The organism is Paenibacillus oralis (assembly GCF_003863965.1).
Taxonomy (GTDB): Bacteria; Bacillota; Bacilli; order Paenibacillales; family Paenibacillaceae; genus Fontibacillus; species Fontibacillus oralis.
Window position 1 is genome coordinate 2,497,814 of record NZ_RRCN01000001.1, and the last position, 21,626, is coordinate 2,519,439.

The following is a 21,626-nucleotide window of genomic DNA, read 5'->3' on the forward strand; positions in this document are numbered from 1 at the left end:
CGAAAATGCGAAAAGTATGGTGGAAAGAAGCGGTCGCGTATCAAATTTATCCGCGGAGCTTTATGGATTCGAACGGAGATGGAGTCGGGGACATTCCCGGCATCATCTCCAAGCTGGATTACTTGCAAGAGCTGGGGATTGATGTCATCTGGATTTGTCCGATCTATAAATCGCCCAATGACGATAACGGTTATGATATCAGTGATTACCAGGACATTATGGACGAGTTCGGCACGATGGAGGATTTTGACCGGTTGTTGTCCGGCATCCATGAGCGGGGTATGAAAGTTATTATGGACCTGGTGCTGAACCATACCTCGGACGAGCATCCGTGGTTTATCGAATCCCGTTCTTCCCGCGATAATCCGAAGCGCGATTATTATATTTGGCGGGACGGCAAGGACGGGGGCGAGCCGAACAACTGGGAATCGATGTTTAACGGTTCGGCTTGGGAATACGATGAGACGACCGGACAATATTTTCTGCATCTGTATTCCCGGAGACAGCCGGATCTGAACATGGAAAATCCCCAAGTCCGGCAGGAACTGATCGACATGATCCGCTGGTGGCTGGACAAGGGCATCGATGGGTTCAGGGTCGACGCGATCACGCACATTAAGAAGCTGCCGGGGCTGCCGGATATGCCCAACCCGCACAAGCTGCGGTATGTGGATGCCATGGCCGGGCACCGCAATGTGGAAGGAATCCATGATTTCCTGCAGCTGTTCAAGCGCGAAGCTTTTGCCGACTACGATATTATGACGGTGGGGGAAGCTAGCGGCGCGCCGATTTCCGAAGCCGACCGCTGGATCGGCGAAGAGAACGGGGCTTTCAACATGATCTTCCAGTTTGAACACGTCAATCTTGATTTCGGTCCGGAAGGCCGCTGGGATTTCGGGCCTTGGGAGATGGCGAGGCTGAAGGGAATCATGAAGAAGTGGCAGACGGGGCTGGAGGGCATCGGATGGAACGCGCTTTATCTGGAAAATCACGATCAGCCGCGTTCCGTCTCCCGCTTTGGCGATCCGGACAACTATCCGAAGGAATCCGCCAAAATGCTGGCTACCTTTTTTATGCTCATGCAGGGCACGCCGTTTATTTATCAAGGACAGGAAATCGGCATGACCAACGTCGTGTTTAAGGAACTGACTGATTACCGCGATGTGGAAATCTACAACTTCTACCGTGAGCGCTTGATGGACGGCAAAGACGTCGAGGAAACGATGCGCAGGATCGCTTACCGGGCCCGCGACAACGCCCGCACGCCGATGCAATGGGACGATTCACTGTTTGGCGGGTTTACAACCGGCGTGCCTTGGATCAACATTAACCCCAATTACCATGAAATCAACGTTAAACGGCAGCTTCAGGAAACGGATTCGGTTCTGAATTATTACAAAGCGCTGATCCGCCTGCGTAAGGAAAACGAAGCGCTGATCTACGGAAGATACGACGGCTGGCTTGACGAGCACCCGGAAATCTTCGCCTATTCCCGCACGTTTGAAGGACAGACGTTCCTGATCGTGCTGAACTTCTACGGCAATGCTCCGGAATTTGCCGTTCCGCCGGAGTTTGCAGGCTGCGAGCGGCAGGTTGCGCTTTCCAATTACGCTCACCGTCCGGAACGGGAGCAGAGCAGCTTCGCGATGCGTCCTTATGAAGCCGTTGTGTTTCGGCAGGATCGTTAGTTAAACAAGCTTTCATTTAGGAGGGAGTGCAAGCGATGGAGAAGACGATGAAGGCTGCCGTGCTGGATGCGCCGTTTAAGCTGGAGGTGCGGGAGGTCCCCGTTCCCAAGCCGGGACCGGATGAAGCTTTGATCAAGGTGCACTGCATCGGGATTTGCGGCTCGGACGTGCATTATTACGAGCATGGGCGGATCGGCCGCTATGAAGTAAAGCAGCCGCTGATTTTGGGTCACGAGTTGGCCGGCGTGGTGGTGGAGACAGGCGAGCGGGTGACCAATGTCCGTGCGGGCGAGCGGGTTGCCGTCGAGCCGGGCGTCACCTGCGGCAAATGCGCGTATTGCAAAAGCGGGCGCTACAATCTTTGCCCGGAGGTCGCGTTTATGGCCACCCCGCCGGTAGACGGGGCTTGGGCCGAATACGTGACCGTGCGCAGCGATTTTTTGTTTCCGCTGCCGGCGGAGATGTCCTTCGAGGAAGGGGCGCTGCTCGAGCCTTTGTCGGTCGGATTTCATGCCGTAAAGCGGGGGCGGATTCAGCCGTACGACCGGGTGCTGGTCCTTGGGCTCGGTCCCATCGGGCTGTTGGCGCTTAAGGCGGCTAAAATGTTCGGCGCCTCCCAGGTATTCGGCAGCGATGTGGTCGAGTTTCGCCGCAAATTGGCTTTGGATATGGGAGCCCGGGAGGTGTTCGATCCGTCGGCCCCGGGTTCCCTGGAGGAGCGGCTGGCGCCCTTGACCGGGGGAGAGGGCTTCGATTTGATCATCGAAACCTCCGGAAATCCCGGCGCCATCGCCGATACGATCCGGTTCGCGAAGCGCGGGGGGCGGATCGTTCTGGTCGGCTTGCCGGCCAAGGCTGCCGTACCGGTCGACATCGGGGCGCTGATCGACGCGGAGCTTGATGTGTGCGGTGTTTTCCGCTACGCCAATACGTACCCGGCCGCTATCGAGATTTTAAGCCGTGCCAAGCAGGATATCCGGAAGATCATTACGCACAAATTCCCGCTGAGCGACATCAAAAACGCGGTCGAACTGGCAAGAACGAACAAAGAAACCAGCGTCAAGGTGATGATTTACCCCGGCGGGGAGCTTGGGGAGAACTAATATCGAGTAATGTGGGCACCACGGCAGGGAGAACCTCTCTGCCGCGGTGCTTCTTGTCTGTTGGAGGGGGCTCGACCCGTTAGAAATCGGCACTTGAGAGCTGGCTGCTGGAACGGCGAAGAGGATCAGCCGTCGGCCGCGGGAACGATGAAGACGACCAACCGTCCGCCATCAAAATAGCGGAACTTTATGTGCTTATTATCCGGAGCCAGGCGTGTTCCTCCCCATTAGCGGTATTTTTTGTCCTTATTTCCCTGTGAATGGTCCCGAACGCCGGCATTTCCTTGCGACCGGGGAGAATAGCGACAAAAATTTCCTCTATTTCTCTCAAAAGGACGGATACCGATGGAATAACGCCATTTTTTTCCCTTATGTTCTTCGCTTGAGTTTCTCAGGCAGAACGCGAAAATTCTAACGGTTGTGAGCGCCGCTAATTGGGCAAAAACGGGGACCTGCAAGATGTAACGGTTGCGATCGAGCTTATTCCCCGTGTTTTCTTAGGAAAAGCGCTGTTTCGCCTAAATAAGCTCGCTCACAGCGCAACAATGTACCTATTACCGGATCATTTCCACCTCGACAATGGGAACCCATAATTGTTTTCCTTCCGTAAGGCTTTGCAGCAGTCCATTCGACGCTCCTTCACCCTGTCCATCAGCCCGCCCGCCCATCTGCCCATCGCCCGTTCCATCAACCTGTCCAGCACCTTGCCCGCCCATCTGCCCGTCCCCCGTTCCTGCAACCTGTCCATCAGCCTGCCCATCAACCTGTTCTTCAACTCGGCTTCCAATCTGTCCGTCAACCCGATCCTCTACCTGTCTTTCATTCGGTCCGCTCGTTTCCCCGCCGGTTTGTCCCTTCAGCGCCGCTTCGATCTGTCCTATTAATTGCTCATCCACAGTTTGCTCGGCGTACTGCTTGAAGCGTCCCGTTACGGTTACTTTTGCCGCGCCAGCGGGAAGTGAGAAATCTCCTCTTAGCAATAGTAAGCTATTGCTGCCCATGGCGAGCGCTTCTCCCGATCCGGTGCGGATGATGGTGCTGGTGAAGCGGACAAGCTTGTCGGGATACTGGCTGACGCTGTCGGCGGAAATATCCAGGATATCCTGCATAATGCCCGCGAACTGATAAATATCGCCGGAACGAACGAATATCGCCGTTTGTCCTTCCCCTTCGCCAACCGGATTCACCACATGAAGCGTTCCGTCAGGCTGTATGGTCAGGCTGTCTCCCTCTATAGAATAGAGGAGCGTAATGTTGCTCTCCCGTACTTCAAATGCGGCATAGCGGGCGTTTCTCGCCTCGGATGCCGCTTCAACGACAATGACGGGATTACTATTCGTACTTAAATCCGGATCGACCGCAATAGTACGGATCTGCTTCTCAGGAGTCAGGTTCTGGTTAGATAAAACCTGCACGCTCTCCTCCGCGTTCATCCGGCCAAAATATAACTTATTGTTCTGGTCGGTCGCCGCTACGTAAACCTTCGATCCGAAACGGTCGCGTCCGCTCACGACATGCGCATAGCCGCTTCCATCCGCCGGGGAAGGAAGCAGCCGGACCGGTTCAGCCAAAGTCCAGGCCAATTCTGCCGCGCTTATTTCCGCCTGTGTATCCTGATAGTGGCCAAGGGCCGTGTACAGATCGATCGCTTCCTGATAATCGCCGTTTTCCGCATTTTTCCCGGCACGCAACATCAGCTCGTCAATTCGGCTTTTAGCTAAGGACAGCACCTTGGATTCCGGATCGGCAGAGTCAGCGAATGTAGCGAACTGCCGCGCATGCATGGCGAAAGCAGCGTAGTCATCGTTATCCCAGTCACTTTGCAAAAGCGATTCTATCAAGTTCTCCGCATTGGAAATGATCCATGGAGCTTCCAGATTATTTGACTTATATTCCGCCAGCATGGAAGAAGCATCGTTCAGCATGGATTTGACAAGCCCTTTAGCAGCCATGCGTGTCAGCTTGGTTTCGTCATATTTTTGGAAAGCTGTAAGCAACTCATCAAGCCATTCCTGCTCCGTACCGAGCAGGCCGCCGGGAATTCGCAGCAGATTCCGCTTAAAAGATTCATCATCATAGCTCGCACCGGCCAGATTTTGTTCCATTTGCTCCAGAAACAGTGTTTTAAATTTTTGGAAATAACCGGTGAAGTTTTGCGGAATGCCGTAATGCTCGGACACTTGGCTGTAATAGTCGCTGTAAGCCCCTTCCGGTGTCATATAACGGCTCTGCGCCTGCTGAAGTTTGTTGTAAGCCTTCATAAGCAGCTCGAAATCACGCTCGTGATCCGCACGGGAAGCCTGATCGGCAATGTCCCCCAAATCGTTTTTCATGGCGGTAATGGGAGCAAGCTCCTCCAGCCGCGAGGAAATAAGCTCCTCCTTATAGCGTATGCTCCTGTTAACCTGCGCCTTCCGGTACCAGTTCTCGGCTTCTACAAGCCGCTTTTCGTGAAACAAATGTTCCGCCGTTTGAATGGCGGCAAGCTTCTGAGAGATCCCGATGCCCTTGTGGATCAGCAAAGGAATCATCATTAAACACAACAGAATGAGCAGATGATGCAGGGTGATCCATCTTTTAACCGTCATAGGCGGCAGACCTCGGCTTTATTTGTTGAAAGTCGGCATCCCACTGGTATTTCTCCAGATGAATTCGGGCGGTCTCGGCCATAAGCTCTCCCCAATCCAGATCGGGCGAATCGGCGATCATCCGGAATAAGCGGAGGAAACGGTCCTTGGGAAGCTTGCGAGCATAACGGGCAATGAAGTCCGAATAGGCTAGAACATAGCGTTTTAACCTAACAGCGGCTCCAGCCACCCCGGCCAGGATGTCATCTCCATGTTCCATATCCAGGATTTGCCGCTCATACTTGATAACATATTGAAAAGTTTTGTCTTTAATGAGTTCGCGTTTAATTTTGGCAAGCTCGCCAATATAGGAGGCCAGATCGGGGTCGAAATCTTGCAGCAGGAGAGGCGTAAGTTCCAGCTCCATATCTTTCCTCAAGATAAATGACTGCAACAGAATCAGCTGCAGCTTGCGGATGTGATCGTTGCGGACGATAACGGCAACTTCCCGCATCATTTCATAGGATCGGACCTCCTCTTCATGCGCGGCGGCCGTTTCCAGATTACGGACCAGACCTGCGGCGATTTTATCGCGATCACGCCGGAACAGCTCGCTCAACTCAAGCGAAATGCGGCTGTGGAGAGTTTTGCGGTGAACCCAATAGAGCAGCCCGGACAGTAAAATCCCCGCCGCGGCCGAAATGGCCATAAGCTGAAAGGTCTGGCTGAACAGAACAGCAAGCAGCGTGAGAAATAAGCCTAGCAGCAGATCATTGTGCTGGGTGCGCCGCGCTGCCTGACGCGCCTTCTCCGCAACCGGAATAAGGCCGGATTTCCCGCAAATGGTGCACTTTTCCTCATTTAGCGCGGTATAGCTCTGGCAATATTTGCAGCATCTTAACTTTTCGTAGGCATGTTTCGTCTTTAATGGAGGGTGCAGAATAACCGTTTTTTTCTTGTTCATAGCTCTCTCTCTTCATCGTTTATTAATTTGAGCAGTCTTCTGTCGAGCTCCTGCGGCGCAACAATTTGCTGTCTGCGAGAGTAGTAGATATAGGACTTAATGATGACAAACAAAAACAACAAGGCAAGACATCCGTATGTAACCATATTTCGTTTCCTTTCGTAATTAATGTTAAGGATGACGATTGTCCGGCGGATTTTGGTGAATTATGGCGGTGCGAACTTGTTTTTTCGTAACCTTTTCTTAAGGATTATCCATTATCATTAGTATAGTATATATCTGGAACTGTCTCACTTCTACGCATTTATATCTAAAAATAAAGGGGCAATCTTATGCAGCATTGTTATAGACAATCCATACGTATATTAACGGTTTTGATGGTCTTTTGGTTACTGGCGTCCTATGCCGGTATCTCCATGGCCGGCGCCGCGGCGGCCGCGCAAGCAGCTCAGGCCCAGCAGGCTTCATCTATCGATGCTGTGCTCGTTGTCGATATAAGCAACTCGATGAATACGAGCGACACGAATAAAGTCGGAAATGAAGCGATGAAGATGTTTATCGACATGTTGTCCGCGAAAGGCGACAAGGTAGGGATTGTGGCGTTTACGGATAAGGTGCAGCGGGAGAAGGCGCTGCTGGAGATCGTGTCTCCGGAGGATAAGCAGGATTTAAAAGACTTCATCGATGGGCTGGACAGAGGACCCTACACCGATATTGCCGTGGGTGTTCGAGAGGCGGTAAAGGTGCTGCAAAACGGAGCCGAACCGGGGCACGAGCCGATGATCGTACTGCTGGCCGACGGCAACAACGATTTCAACAAAAGCTCGGGACGAACGCAAAGCGAGTCCGATCAGGAGCTTGGCGAGGCCGTTGATCAAGCGAAGGCGGCGGGCATTCCGATCTATACGATCGGGCTGAACGCGGACGGCAAGCTGAATAAGGCGCCGCTTGCGGATTTGGCCAATCAGACGGGGGCCAAATCGTTCTCGACCAGTTCGGCGGATGACCTTCCGCAAATCCTTAGTGAAATCTTCGCCAGTCATTTGAAGCTCAAAATCGTCCCCATCCGGAGCATGACAGGCAACGGAAGCTTCCAGGATGTGACGGTGAACGTGCCGAACGCCAACGTGCTCGAGGCCAATATTTCCATTATGTCGTCCAAGCCGGTTGAGGCGGAGCTGGTCAACCCATCCGGCGGTAAAGTAGCGATACCATCCGATGATGTTATTTTGTCCAAATCGAAGAGTTATTCCCTGATTAAGCTGCTGGCTCCGGCCGAGGGAGACTGGAAGCTCAGAGTCAAGGGTGCGGCCAAGGACAAAATCGACATCAACCTCGTCTTTAACTACGATCTTAAGCTGGAAATGGATAAGATCGCCTCGAAAAGCTACAAGCCAGGCGATAAGGTGAACATTGGAGCGTATCTGACGAGCAATGGACAGAAGCTGCAAAATGACGAGCTGTACAAGAACATGAACGCCGCGCTCATCGTGAAGGATCTGGATAGCGGCAATACGGAAGAAATCAAACTGAACAATACCGGCGACAGATTCGAAGGAACGTTCAGCTTTGCCGAAGCCCACGATTATGAATTGAAGGTTCGCGCCGAGGAAAAAAGCTTCTACCGCGAAACCGATCCGGTGACCCTGAGCGCCAAAGATAGCGCCGGAGGAGCAGCGACTGCGCCTGCCAATCCGGCAGCAGGGAGCGATGAGAAGCCGTTCCCTTGGCTGATCGTTGTCGGGTCGGCGGTGGCTCTGGCCGTGATCGCCGCGGCCGCCTACTTTATTGCCGGCGCGGTCAAGCAAGCGAATCGCGGCTTCGTCGGCCAGATCGTCATCGAAATTCGCGACGAGAATACGAGCGAGAAATCCTTCCCGCAATATAAGAAGCTTACCGCGTTCAAGGGCAAGTTTAATCTCCATCAGCTGCTGCAGCTGGCGCCCGAACTGAAGGAAACGGAGAAAATCGTGTTTACGCCGGCCAAGGGAGACCGCATCACCCTGCGCAACGCCTCGGCCGCGCGCCTCGAGAAATCCGGCCGGGCCGTGGATGCCGCCGCCGGGCTTGAGCTCAAAAGCGGGGATCGCGTGTCCCTATCGCTGCAACAGATCGACAAAACGATTTTCATCGAGTATTTAATTTAGGAGGACAAATAAATGAAGCCGATCGTTAGAGAGCATATTCAGCAATTGGACGTTTCGCTTGGCGGAGGGATCGTCAGCGATAAAATTCGAGTAGATACGATTGATAACCCGATCCTCATTATCGGTCTTGGCGGAACCGGGATCGATGCCCTGCTGCGCTTGAAATATCAAATCAACCGCAGATTCAGGCTGCCGGAAGATCCGTTGTCCAAGAAAAAACGCGATAAGCCGGACAATGTGGAATTCCTCGCTTTTGAGACCAATGAGCAGGATCGCAGCAAACGGTACAAAGGCATCGGCCTCGATCCGATCAATGAATTCGTGCTGCTGTCCAACCCGGAAATCGGCGGCTTGCTGCAAAACCGCAGCATTTTGGAGCCGTACATTACGGATTGGCTGTCGCCCGAGCTTAGCATCACCGATGGCATGAACGGCGCGGCGGGGGTCCGGCAGGCCGGACGGCTGCTGCTGTTCACGAAGATCAACCAGGTCGTGCAGGCGATCGACAAGAAAATCAAAACCTTGTCCGTGGGCACCAATAAGAAGCTGATGGTGTTTCTGCTTACCGGCTTGTCCGGCGGCACGGGCAGCGGCTGCTTCCTCGATATCGCTTATATCGTGCGCGGCATTATCGAGCGCGATCACGGCTCCGCCGGGATTGACCGGGTGAACACCCTGGGGTATTTGTTTACGCCGGATATCAATTTGTCCAACAAAAGCCTTAGCGAGCACACGCGCGAGTACATTAAGAAAAACGGCTACGCCGCGCTGAAAGAGCTTGATTACTGGATGAACGTCGATCATCGCGGCGAAAGGTTCAAGCAGCAGTACGGCAATATTTTGAACGTCAACTCTCCGCTGCCTCCGTTTAACCTGTGCCATTTGATCTCGGCGACCAATACGGAAGGCAAGCTGCTGGAAAACGCCTATGATTACTGTATGAACGTCACCGCAGAGAACATTACGAACTTTATGGCCAATGAGGAGAAACAGTCCGGCGAGGAATTCGCCATCCATGACTATATCAGCAATATCCGCACGAATATCGCGCAAATGAACAAGGCCTATCCGGCCAACTACGAATACAACATTATCGGGGCCTCCTCGGCGGTACTGCCGATCGAAGAGATGACGACCTATTTGGCTTATCGGCTGTTCGACAAGATGGAGAAAATGTTCCATCAGGCTCCGACCCAGGAGGAAGTGGAGAAGTTTGCCCGCAAGCTGGGCGTCGATCTGGACAGCATCGTCAAAACCTTCGAAGCGCGCGTGCCCGAACCGCTTCCGGGTTACGAGAACAGCGAGCGGCTGAGCTATGCTAACGTCGTGAAGTCCCAGGCCGTGAACCTGGATACGGAGCTGGAGCAATCTTTCCTGGCCCGGGCCAGAGAAGAGTACATCAAGGTGAAAAAGCAGCTTCCGGGCGAGCTGATGGAGCAATTCAGCGACCAGATCCGCCGGCAGTTCCTGCATCCGGAGCAGGGGCCGTTTTATGTATCCAGGCTGATTCATACGGAAAAAGGCTTCTGCCTGCTGAAGATGCTGCTCTCCTACATTGAGACGCTGCGCGAGAATCTGCTGAGAATTCCCCGCGAGATTGAGGCGGCGCAAGATCATGCCGGGGAGAAGCTGGGCGACGCCAAAAGCGCGTTTGTATCCAAGGAGAAGAAGAAAAACGCCTACATCGAAGCCAAGATCAATGAATACTGGCTCCATGCCGATGTCGAGCGCACCGAGCAAATGATTGAATTTTACGAGGACCTGTACGACCTGCTGAATCGGGAAAACAACCGCATTTACAGCGTATTCACGGAAATCTTGAACGCGCTCAGCTCGATTTTCTCCAAGAACGGGGATATTTTGACGAGCGGCGAAGAACAGGTGGATCATAAGGGCAACAAAACCTACTATTGGAACATCGTCAGCGTGCCGGATATTTCCAAGGTGGTCAGCAGCATTATGGAGCAGAAGGATGTCGACGACCTCATTCGCGATTTTGCAGCGGAATTGCTGGACAACTCGAACCAGTGGGTCAAAGAGCAGGAGATCGATATCGTCAGCTCCATTTCCGATTTCCTTTCGGAAAAATTCGGCGATCTCATTACGAAGTCGATGGAAGATTTCCTGATCATCAAGTACGGACAGGATGAGCCGATCGAAAAATTCGTCGAACGCCATATCGCCAGCAAGCTGGATGAAGAGGCCGTTCCGGTATTCCATTTGTCGAACAGCACGGGCAATTTGCATTTTCCTTCCTGGGGTTTTGTATCCGTTCCGGTGCAGGCGCCGAGCATCCTGAAGGGGATTCGCAATTACCAGAACAATGCGATCGGCAAGTCTCATTTCACGGTGAAGGAAAGTGAAGTGAAAAACCGCATTTTCTGGCTGAACACACGCAACGGGGTGCCGCTGTTTGTCTACACGCCGCTTAAGGTTTACGAGGAAAGCTATGAACGGACGATTCTCGACAAGGAAGGGATCGGACGCCATCTGGTGCAGACCGAAAAGAACAACTGGACCTACCTGCCGTCGCCGATCCCCGAGAAGTCCTGGGGCGAAACTTACGTCAACCCGCGCGTGAAAACCTATAATGCCCGCGTGCGCGAAGAATTTGCCAAAGCGCTGGCGTTGAAGGTTATCGTGGAAAAAGACGCGGATCAAAATACGAGCAGCCGCTATTCGGCCGTGTTCACGAAGCCGTTCTCCCTGCAGGATAAGCTGGCGGCGTACGATATGCGCCTTGATGCCGCAAAGCCGAATTTGGGCGAAGTGAAACGGGCGGCCGTCGAATTGAAACGGCTGCTTGCGGAGGGACTTCCGCAGGAGACCGTTAAGGATATCTTCGGAAGCATCCATGAAGAGATGGCCAAGGAGAATTTGATCCGTTCGCCGCAGCTGATTGCTGGTGTGCGCCAGGAGATCGCCAAGTATGACGAAATCGCGGCGATGGCGGCGAAGCTGGATGCGGTGCTGGAGCAGCATCAGGACGAGGAGAAGTGGCTCGAGCAGTTCATTGAGGCACTGTATACCGGCACGATCACGAAGAAAGGCGCGCTGTATGTATACGATCGCGAACCGGAAGAAGAGGCTTGGGAGCCTTTTGCCAACCTGATGAAAAGCCAGAATTATGTGGAGTATGATGTGTTTGCTCATTTCAGAGGCCTGGATGAGAAAAGCCGCGGCACGCTGATGCGCAAAGCGTCGCGCCGTGCCGCGGAGCTGACGGCGTCCGAGAATATCGAGCCATTGCTGCAAACGCTGGATGAGCTGGCCGCACGATTCCTTGAGGGGCGGGACTCGCTGGAATATGAAAGAGCGGCGCTGGCGAACGGCGACGATATGTATCAGTTCTACAAGCAGATTGCCGCGAAGCTGAACGATATCCGCAGAAGGCTGAAATAATGGTTAGACGGAAGCTAGAGCAGTTCGCCGCCGAGTATGACCGTTCCGAAGAGCGGCTTACCGGCGGCGGCGATGACCAGAGCAGCATTCATTATCCCGCCGTGTTTCTGTTTATCGGAGATAAAAGCCGCGAGGCCACCCAGCCGATCATGCGGATGAACGAGAAGAGATGGGAAAACAGCGAGGGATTGATTTATTTGTACGCAGGCTCCGCGCAGGAGCCTGCTAATGCTGGTCTGTTGGAGTATCATTTTCCGGTGGCGGCGGAAGCGGAGGCGAACTCGCATACGCTGCGCCCTGACCTATACCGGCAGTTCTATGCGGATGCCCAGCAGGGCTTGCCGGAGCTCAACCGGATTTTAAGGCAGGCCAGCGGAGCTTTGGCGGAGTACGGAAGGCTGTATCCGTCCTTTGATCGCGTGCGTCTCTCGATCATTACGCGGGTCGATGATCCGTTTAATGTGCTGGTTCCGGAAATATCGCTGCTCGCGGAAGCGATATTCCGCCAGTCTTTTAAGGCGGTGCAAATGGATTTGTATGCCTTGATCAACGAACGGGAAGGGGCCGAAGCTTTTGGATTCAGCAGTTCGCTTGGCGTCGCTTTTTTGCGTGAGCTGAACCTGATGCAGCAGCCGGATTTCGCATTGACCGCCCCGCTTCACGTTACCGAGGATGGACTGGCGATTCCGGTTTCGCATCCGCCTTCGCCTTTGTTTGATCTCGTTTATATTTTATCGGACCGCGATGAACGGGGAATTGCCTCAAGCCAGGGGATGCAGGGCTGCTACGAGGCGATATCCCATATTAGTTTGCTTAAGAACAGGCAGTACAAGGAGCAGATGTTCCACGCGAACAATGCGGCTTACAACAATACTTCCTTCAAAAACAACATCATGACCGAATCCGGGCGGCAGGGTTTTGTCTCGGCCGGATTGTCCAAGGTGAAGCGTCCGAACCAGTCGATCGCGTTGGCCGTGCTGTATCATTTCTACAGGGGATTGCTCACGAGAATGAAGCAGGAGCCGGCGTTATCGGCGGCGGAGAGGCTGGCTTTTTTTGGAGTGGATGCAGCGGCCCTGGATCGCGCCTCCCTGCAGTTGACGCCCTCGGAGGAACGCTTGAACGAAATGCATGGCTTGATGACGAACGATATTAGCTACGCGGCGATCCGCAAACTGCCTTTGAAGGAAGCCGAGGAAGCCTTGTTCGGCGGCGGCGGAGAAGCCTTCTTCCGCAGCAACTTCCAGGAGGAAGCGGCGCGCCGCTTGCAGGAATTCCGGGCCGGCGAATGGCTCGAGGCGGCGATCAAGCAGTCGCTTTCCCAGCATCCTGATGTTGAGATCTATTCCCTGGCGGCCTGGACCGCAGATGAGGCGGACGGCGGCTCTTCGGGAATTATGGATCAGCTGAGGAACGGCCGCAGGGAAACGGAGATGCTGCTGGCATCGGCCAAAGCCGAGCTGGAGCAATTCCGTCAGGGCCGGGTGGAAGAGCAGAGCTTTCCGCGCCTGCCGATGATGGACCGGCATAATTTACGCAGCTTAATCCGTTATTTGTTTGACCATGTCTATTCCAGAAGAAGGGATATCCTGCTGCTGGAAACGAAGCTGATGCTGATCGCCCGGTTTGAAGAAGCGATTCGGCAACGGCATGACCGGTATCGCGCCGTGATCACGCAGCTTGAAACGATGGAACAAACGCTTCGCGACACGGCGCTCGGCAGTATCCAGACCGCGGATGATTATATCGGCCAGAATATTATGGAGTATTATGAGCGAGTCACCGCCGACATTATGGAGCAGTGGGAGAGCAAACGCGGAAAGCAGGCGTTTTTTGCGGACAGTACGATGGGAGATTCCCGCCGTCTGCTGGACCATGGGATCGAGGGATTGGCGGATCGGCTCATCGAAGTTTGCCGCAAGGCGATTTTAGCGTCGCCGATGTTCTTTCGCACGTTCGAGGAGGAGCTGCTGCAGCGCGCCAATGTGACGGTAGAATACGGCAACCGGTCCGTGCTTACCAAGGAAGAACTGTTCAAGAAGCTGTACATCATCTTGGAGGATAATGCCGCGATCCAGCTTCGCCTGTACGATTACACCCAGGAGCACCGCTATGAGGAAAAATACGTGTTTGGCGATTTTACGAGCGAGTTTGTGCAGCATATTTTCCAGGCGGATGAATCGTCAAGGATTTACAAGCTTGGCTGTGTGCACGAGAAGCGCAGCAGCGGCGTAGAGAAGCTGAACCTAATGGGCGGCTTCCACCCCGAAGACCTGATGTATTACGTAAACGGGAAAGTATACTATGAGACTTATGTTAAGAACGGGTACGAGTTCCATGGAATCGACCAATCCAGGCTGCCAGAGCTCTGTTGACCTGCCCGCCCCCCAAAATTATGATGAGAGTTCAAAAAGTCAGGCTCAAAAGATGACTTTTTGAACTACCTCTTTAGGAAGGAAGTGCACGTATGCAGCGTAAAATAAACTGGCTCCTGGTGCTGTTCAGTCTCATCGGCGGAGCGGTTGGGGCCGTTATCGGCGAACTGCTGCTTGGCGAGCTATCGGGCAGGCTGCCCGGATTTGTCGTGGTGGGGCTTTATTTTGGCCTTTTGGCCTTGTCCGTCGGGTTATTCTGCCTGATTGCGGAAATGATCTCCCCCCGTCTGAGCGGGGCGTCTTGGAGGCAGCGGTATGTCGGTACTTCGTGGAAACTGCTCGTTCCGGTGACCTTGGTCATGCTTCTGCTCGCGGGAGCGCTTTTTGAGTTTTTATATGAGCTGAATGTAGGACGGGCGAGAACGGTGAAAGATATCGTCCTGATTATTGATAACTCCGGGAGCATGCAGGAGACCGATCCGGATGACCTCCGCTATGAAGCGGCAAAATCCCTGGTCGGGCAAATGGACAGCGGCAAGCAGGTGGCGGTCATCAGTTTCGATGATCAGCCCGTGCTCATTCAGCCTTTCGTTCGTGTCCGTGATCAGGGGGTAAAAAACGAAGTGAACGCCGCGATCGATGCGCTTGAGCCCACGAATGCGGGAACGGATATCGGCGAGGCGCTGCAAGCGTCGATGGAACAGATCAAAGGGCAGTCCGGCTCCAGAGGCGCGATGGCGATTTTGCTGTCGGACGGGGTCAGCTCCGTTAACCTGCCACAAGTGCTCGCCGACTACCAGGACCGCGGTGTGGCCGTAAATACGATCGGTCTTGGCCTTAGCGCGCCGGGCGGCAATATAGAGGGGGCGGCACTGCTCCAAGACATCGCCGCCCAGACCGGCGGACAATATTATGATGTGGCGGATGCGTCCAATCTGACTTTTGTATTCCAGAAAATATACGACAACAATCAGGATGAACGCACTTTAGTGACGGAACGTACCGGGACAATGGAAAATAGCCCGTATTACATGATCCTGAGAATCGTGTTTGTGCTCGGGCTCGGCGCGCTGCTTGGCCTGGCGCTCGGAATGATGTTCGATAACCGGTATTTGGCGAAAAGCTTTACGATCGGCGGGGCCGTATCGGGACTGCTTGCGGGCCTCCTGCTGGAGTGGGGCCTCGGCGGATGGCAACCGGGAGACGCGATGATCCGGCTGTTGGCCTGCCTCGTGCTGGCCGCCGTGATGACGATGTTCACGCTTGCCGTACCGGTCCCGGCGGACGGTGTCCGGTCTGCTATGCGCCGCAGAGGGGCTGCTGTTCAGAGCGGCGCGGCCGGATATCAGGAACCTGCCCGAAACCGGCGCAATAGCGGATTTTAAAGGGCAAAGGGGGCATAGCGATGCGATTCGTCGAGGCGGAAGAAGGCTTGCCGCTCATCACACAGCTTAGTTACAAAATCGATGAGGATCGCTGCAAGCTGCAGTGGCAGTGGCCTGAAGGAATACAGGCGGTTTATATCGGCAAGCGGTCTGCAGACCGGGAGCCGCAGGGGGAGTATCGTTATCCCCCTGCTGCCGCCGGGTTGAAGCTGTATACCCGTGAAGAATACAAAGCGGCGGGAGGGTATGTGGACCGGATCGACACGATTGGACTCGTCGCCTATACGGTTTATGCCTGCATGATGGAGGACGGAGACAAATGTTTGATCGATCAGCCTGACGCGCGGAACACCGTGGAGTTCAGCACGGGTCGGGCCAAAATCCGCTATTCCATCTCCCATAAGAGCGGTCTGCTGCGCAAATATAAAACGGTGCAAATCTCGGTGCTCGCGGAAGTGGAGATTCCGAAAGAAGCGCTTTGTTATGTAAAAAAGCAGGGCAATTATCCGGTAAGTACAGACGACGGGACCGTATATCCTTTTCTCAGGGATTTCCCGCCGGGCAGAAGCACCTTGCCTCCGATCGAGGTAGGGAAAAACGATTACGTAAGGCTGTTTTTTACCGACGGCCCTAAGTACGGGAGACTGTATGAACTGATTCCGGAGTAAATGTACTGCGAGCAAGGAGGAGGAAAGAACACGATGGGTCTGTTTGATTTGTTTAAAAAGAAACCCCAAGCCGAAGCGCGGCCGTTATTTTATGATATTGTATGCCCCTATTGCTTCAGTAAATTCGCACCCGATGAAGTCGTCTTCAGGGCGACGCATTATCGTGAAGACGATGAGGATTACGCGCTTGGCGAGGACGAAGCGCTGAATAAATACAGGGAGCGATTTGGTCTCGATACCGTCTATGAAATTGAGGCGATTTTGCGTCCTCAGGACGTTCCGGAAGAGCATCTGATCTATTCGGATCATGTCCTGACCGGATTAAACGACCGCTATGGGGAAGTGACCCGGCGCAGATTATGTCCGCACTGTCATAACGAGCTTCCGGTAACGGCGGGCAAAGTACCCAGCAATATTATTTCCATCATTGGAGCTTCCCAGGTGGGGAAATCCGTTTATATGACTTCGCTGATTCACACCCTGCAAAATACGACGGCGGATCATTTTGACGCGGCTTGTATGCCGCTTAACGCCGAAATCAGCCGTAAATTCCGGACCATCTATGAAGAGCCGCTGTTTGAGCGCGGTGAACTCTTGCCATCGACTCAGAAAGAGAAAATGCAGGAACCGTTTATTTTTCAGTTTGTGTTCAAGGATGAGTCGAAGCCGCCGCTAACGCTGGTTTTCTTTGACGTGGCGGGAGAAGGTATGGTGGATCAGGACTATCTTGGCTTGCAAGGACAGCATATCAAAAACTCTTCAGGCCTGCTGTTTATGGTCGATCCACTGCAAATTCGCTCCATTCGCGAGAAAATCCGCATCAACGCCGGAGACAAACCGGGCGAATGGGTATCGCAATATGATGAACCGCGCGATGTGGTGCTGACGATGTTTGGGGATTTTATCGCTTATGAGGATAAGGGGAAAACGGACATCCCGACCGCGGTTGTGCTGACGAAAAGCGATATGCTGCACGCCTTGAAGGATGAAGAAGGAGAGTATATCAAGTCGAACAGCAATATTTTTAATCATGTGGTGCACCGCAAATATTTTAATGTGACCGAATTTGAAAATATCGATGGCGAAATCCGCCGCTTTATTGAGAAAGTGGACCGGCCTTTTAAAGGTACGATGGACGTATATTTCAAAAACACGGGATATTTCGCGGTATCCGCGCTCGGCAGCAACCCGATCGACCAGAAGCTGCAAAATGTCGTGCAGCCGATTCGCGTGGATGAGCCATTCATTTGGCTGCTGTACAAATTGAATTACATTGAGGGGAGAGAATGATCGTGAAGCAAGCATCTCCCGCAATGATTCAACAGCAAATCTATACAAGGGAGCGGAGCGGGTTATTTCGCGGAACGGAAGGTTTTGATACGGTCGCGGCATCGGACGGGCTGGACTCCGTGTTTATCAAGAAACAGCTCCATCCATTTTGCGTATACGACGCTCCTGCGGAACTGGCTTCCCGGGGCGAGAAGGAGGCCGGCAGTTATCCGCCGGCGATCCATTTGTTCCATACCGATGGCGGAGATACGGTGCTGGGACGGAGCATTTATCAGCCGGTGGATTTTACCGGCTTGCGCAGCGCGTTTCTTACTCATAACTATGTGATTCCGTCCGCGCGGCGGGATGAGATCGTGACCGATTACGGCCGTTATTTTGAAGCGGATTATGCCGAAAAATACTTCCAGGAGATCGGCCGGGTACTGCCGGAGCTGGAGGATCTCCCGCAGCGTGCGCGGAACCCGCTGCTTCAGCAGAACGGTCCATCCGGTTTGCCGGCGGGCGAATTGCTGGATGAGCTGAAATTGAATGAGAAGAGCTTTAAACAGCTGCTTTTTGCCGTCATGACCGCGGTTGGGGAAGGCAGAAAAAAAGTATATGTTGCGCTGGACGTTCCGGCGGAGCAGATTACGCAATACGCCGCGGCGCTGCTCAAAGTGTTGTTCGCCAGTCTGCCGTTTGAACTGCGCCGGCGCTTTGGATTCCTCACTTATGCCAAGGAGCCGCAGAGCCGCAAACACATTCATCTGCAATTCGTAGAGCGCGGAAGCTTGCGGCCGAGTGACCGGGAAATCGAAAAAGAATATGTGTTCGATCTCGCTTCCGGGCGGCTGCCGCAGGATGAGGTGGATGACGGCAGACAGCCTTACCTCGATTTTGTTTGGAGCAAGATAGGCGAGCTGGAAAGCTTGGAGGACTTCCATCGCTTTGCGGATGAGATGCTTGCGGCCAGGGAGCCGCAGAGCCGGGCTTTGTTGTCCGGTTACCATGAGCTGTGCGTGTTTTATCGGATTGAAACGGGCCACCTAGATTTATATGAAAATCATAAATTAACGGTGCTGCGGGGGTTGCTTGGTTATTTGGAGCCTGCGGGCGCCCCGGATTCGAGCCTGCGGCTGAACGATATATTCCTTGCCGCCTTTGACCGGGAATTTGACCGGGTAAAACAGCGGAATATAGCCGAGCTGGCGGTCGTGGAATGCTTCAGGGATTATTACCGGCTGGATAGCCGGAATTATGGCCCCAAGCTGGTCAATTATTTGATCCATGCGATTAACAACGCGCTGACGGAAGGGCAGATGGAGTTAGCCTATGCCTTGTACGCTTTGACCGAGAGCCAGCCGGAACTGAGCAAAGCCTTTTTTGGCACGGTCCTGAAGCTTGACGAGTTATCCGACAGATTGTTTGAACCCTACATCCGCAACAAGTTTGCGGAAGCGCACGGGCCCAAGGAAGTTCTGAACATCGTGCATAGCTGGGCGATCGTCCAGCCGGATTTGCTGCGGAACGCTTCCTTTAAGGAATATGCCGTTGAAAGTCTTACGGACAAGCTTCGCAAGCAGCAGCGCTTGCTGACTGCCGTACACTTGGCCCTGGAAAATATCCGCAAATGGGAAAGAACGCCGCTGCCTGACAGCGGAATGACCGTGGCGGATTCGGAATTGGCGGAGCTTCTCTCGCTTGCCGCCAAAAACCTGCTGTTGAATGAACTGGAGCCGGATAAGCTGACCCAGGATCAGGTGGTATCCGCCGCGTTTTTAGGTGGAGCGGACGCTTTTGCCGGTGTGCAGCTTGAGGGCCGGCAGCGCGCTCATGCCGCCATACTGCAGGCGCTGTACGAATGGTTTACGTTGCGCGAGCCGATGGAGGATATTTTTCATAGATTGTCCGCGGGCGACATGAAGCGGGTACAGGAGCTGGGACGCGAGTGGCTGCGGTCCAGTATCGAATTGACGCAATTTGGAAAAATCGTGCTGGCCTTTTATCAAGACTCCAAATCCGGGCTTGCCGATTACAATCAAGTGTTGGAGTACCTCCATCAGCATGCCAAGGATAAGGAAACGGTTTACGAGTTCATGCTTTGGTCGCAAGGCCATCCGTTTTTTGCCGAGTCCGGGGGGCTTGTTCCGGCCTACGCCGCGGCGCTGCTAACGTATTTTGACAAGCATGACAGAAGCGCATTTAAGAGTAAAGAATACCGCACCCTTTACTTCGAGAAAGCTGGAGCGTCGCTGGCGAAGGTGTTTGCTGAAGCGCGTCTTGCGCTCTCCCCGCCGCTGAAGCGATTTTTTGCCCAAAACGGGAAAAAAGTCAGCGCGACCATGATCGTTTTGGCCTCCGGCCTCGTTGTGATTGCCGGTATTTTAATCGTGATGCAGCAACAAGGGATGCTTGGGCCAAAAGCGCCTGTTGCGGCAACCCAACCGCCTGCTCAGGCAGAGGAACCAGAGGCGCTTGTATATGCTGACAATGTGGTGGGCGACGACGGTACGGAGACAACTTCACTCGTATTTCTGTTCCCTGGGGCGGAGCAGTGTGCTGCCTTTGTTCCGTCGGCCTTGACGATCGAGTCTTCAGGGGCGCCCGCTCAGCAATTTACAAATTTGAAATACGGAAGCAATTGTACCGCTGAAAGTCCCGCTGCCGGGGATTCAGGGACGGCCGACCCGAACGGCGCGGCCGGCGGAGCCGCAGGAACAGTTGGAGCAAAGAGCGACGATGCAGCGGCTGGCGCAGGGGGAAGTGAAGGAGACGCTGCGAAAGATACGAAGGAACATGTGAATGAAAGTGTATCCGGAGATAAGAAAGCCGCTTCAACCGGTGGAACTGGTGGAACCAATGCAGCGAACAAGACCAACACAACTGGTACAACGGATGCAACCAATACAACGGATGCAACCAATAAAGACAATAAAGCCAATGCAAGCGATAAAAGCGATAAAGGTAATACAAGCGATACAAGCAATACAAGCGATAAGAACGATAAAGGCAATACAAGCGATACAAGCAATAAAACCAATAAAACCAATAAAACCAATAAAACTGGTGCAGCCGACGCAACCAATAAAACGAATAACACCGAGACCGATCCGGCCGGCAAAACTGATAGAACCGTGACAGACCCATCCGGCGCTTCCGGCACCGATCAGCTTGACGATGCTTCCAATTCCAAGTCCAACGAGTCTACCGGGGCTGGGGACGAAGGCATGAAGGAGTCCGCGTATCCGTATCGTGTAGTGGTTTCCCTAGGCATGAAGCTGGATGTGCCGGCAGGCAGCCTGATCAAGTTGGGGGACCAGCAGTTTACGGTCATCACTCGCGAAGAGGCCGAGTCAAAGATGAGTCCGGCAGAATCTCCGGAACAATAATTTCGTATGCGCCGGGCGCGCTGCAGAAGTGTGGCCAGATAGCCAGGTTGACGATCGAGAAGGGGGGCGTGACCCAATCAACTGCAAAAATGCAGTTGATATTTCGCCAAAAGCCCTTAAAGCGCGAGTGAAATGCAAAAATACAGTTGTTTTGCGTAGAATTGGAAAAAAATAGTCGAATGAACGAAAATGAACTGCACTTTTACATTTGAACAGCCCTGATCGAGAGTTATTGGCGCAAATCGCCTGCACTTTTGCATTTCGCCGCCTTTCGCAAGCCCCGATCCATCGTAATCCCCATGCCAGACGGGGAGCAGGACAAGGACTCGCCGCAGGCCAGGGCAATAGCGGTAAAAAGGGGCGTTATTTTCGGCAAAGTAGGAGTCCAGACGAAATAGAGGAATTTTTTTCCGCTATTATTGGTGGAAGGGGGGCCAAGGCCCCCTTTTTCCATCTTGGCCCCCAAATAGGAACAATAAGTTCCGCTATTTGACGGGAGCGGGGCAAAATGATCAAAATAACGCCTTAAATTACCGCTATTTGAATGTAAACTAGAAAGTAGACACGCTGTAACAGCCATTTCCCAGCAAGGAGAGGGAGAGAGGTGATTTTTACAAAAAACGAGCAGGCTTCCGCCCGGAATTCCGGCGAATGCCTGCTCGCTTTTGC

At 53.5% G+C, this 21,626-nt stretch carries 11 protein-coding genes; 9 read left to right on the forward strand and 2 right to left on the reverse strand.

What is annotated here, in order from left to right:
• Positions 1 to 5 precede the first annotated feature (5 nt).
• Together EHV15_RS11635 and EHV15_RS11640 are read left to right on the forward strand one after the other, a co-directional pair.
• Complete coding sequence (locus EHV15_RS11635; protein WP_128631343.1) at positions 6 to 1,688, forward strand: glycoside hydrolase family 13 protein; 1,683 nt, start codon at positions 6 to 8, stop codon at positions 1,686 to 1,688.
• A 35-nt stretch (positions 1,689 to 1,723) separates the two neighbouring features.
• A complete protein-coding gene (locus tag EHV15_RS11640) occupies positions 1,724 to 2,791 on the forward strand; it encodes an NAD(P)-dependent alcohol dehydrogenase (protein ID WP_128631344.1) in 1,068 nt (355 codons plus the stop codon).
• A gap of 554 nt (positions 2,792 to 3,345) precedes the next feature.
• Here the strand turns inward: EHV15_RS11640 and EHV15_RS11645 are convergent.
• Together EHV15_RS11645 and EHV15_RS11650 are read right to left on the reverse strand one after the other, a co-directional pair.
• Positions 3,346 to 5,379 (reverse strand): hypothetical protein, encoded by a 2,034-nt coding sequence (locus EHV15_RS11645; protein ID WP_128631345.1) that lies wholly within the window; start codon positions 5,377 to 5,379, stop codon positions 3,346 to 3,348.
• Complete coding sequence (locus tag EHV15_RS11650) at positions 5,369 to 6,322, reverse strand: hypothetical protein (RefSeq protein ID WP_246061484.1); 954 nt, start codon at positions 6,320 to 6,322, stop codon at positions 5,369 to 5,371. Before EHV15_RS11650 ends, EHV15_RS11645 begins: the two co-directional genes overlap by 11 nt.
• 416 nt (positions 6,323 to 6,738) lie before the next feature.
• Between EHV15_RS11650 and EHV15_RS11655 the strand changes: the two genes are divergently transcribed.
• The 7 genes from EHV15_RS11655 (at position 6,739) to EHV15_RS11685 (ending at position 20,957) form a co-directional block, all read left to right on the forward strand.
• The gene (locus tag EHV15_RS11655) at positions 6,739 to 8,469 is read left to right on the forward strand and encodes a vWA domain-containing protein (protein ID WP_246061924.1); all 1,731 of its coding nucleotides are present in this window, start codon (positions 6,739 to 6,741) and stop codon (positions 8,467 to 8,469) included.
• Between the two features lie 12 nt (positions 8,470 to 8,481).
• A complete protein-coding gene (locus EHV15_RS11660; RefSeq protein WP_128631346.1) occupies positions 8,482 to 11,871 on the forward strand; it encodes a tubulin-like doman-containing protein in 3,390 nt (1,129 codons plus the stop codon).
• Positions 11,871 to 14,246, forward strand: a complete 2,376-nt coding sequence (locus EHV15_RS11665; protein WP_128631347.1) for a transcription initiation factor TFIID — start codon at positions 11,871 to 11,873, stop codon at positions 14,244 to 14,246. Before EHV15_RS11660 ends, EHV15_RS11665 begins: the two co-directional genes overlap by 1 nt.
• A 92-nt stretch (positions 14,247 to 14,338) precedes the next feature.
• Entirely contained in the window at positions 14,339 to 15,631 is a 1,293-nt protein-coding gene (locus EHV15_RS11670) for a vWA domain-containing protein (protein ID WP_128631348.1), read from the forward strand.
• 20 nt (positions 15,632 to 15,651) lie between these two features.
• Positions 15,652 to 16,299 (forward strand): beta-mannanase, encoded by a 648-nt coding sequence (locus EHV15_RS11675; protein WP_128631349.1) that lies wholly within the window; start codon positions 15,652 to 15,654, stop codon positions 16,297 to 16,299.
• Between the two features lie 33 nt (positions 16,300 to 16,332).
• Complete coding sequence (locus EHV15_RS11680) at positions 16,333 to 17,589, forward strand: TRAFAC clade GTPase domain-containing protein (RefSeq protein WP_128631350.1); 1,257 nt, start codon at positions 16,333 to 16,335, stop codon at positions 17,587 to 17,589.
• 2 nt (positions 17,590 to 17,591) lie between these two features.
• Positions 17,592 to 20,957: a GAP1-N2 domain-containing protein gene (locus EHV15_RS11685; RefSeq protein ID WP_128631351.1), complete on the forward strand. Its 3,366-nt coding sequence runs from the start codon at positions 17,592 to 17,594 to the stop codon at positions 20,955 to 20,957.
• Positions 20,958 to 21,626: the final 669 nt, after the last annotated feature.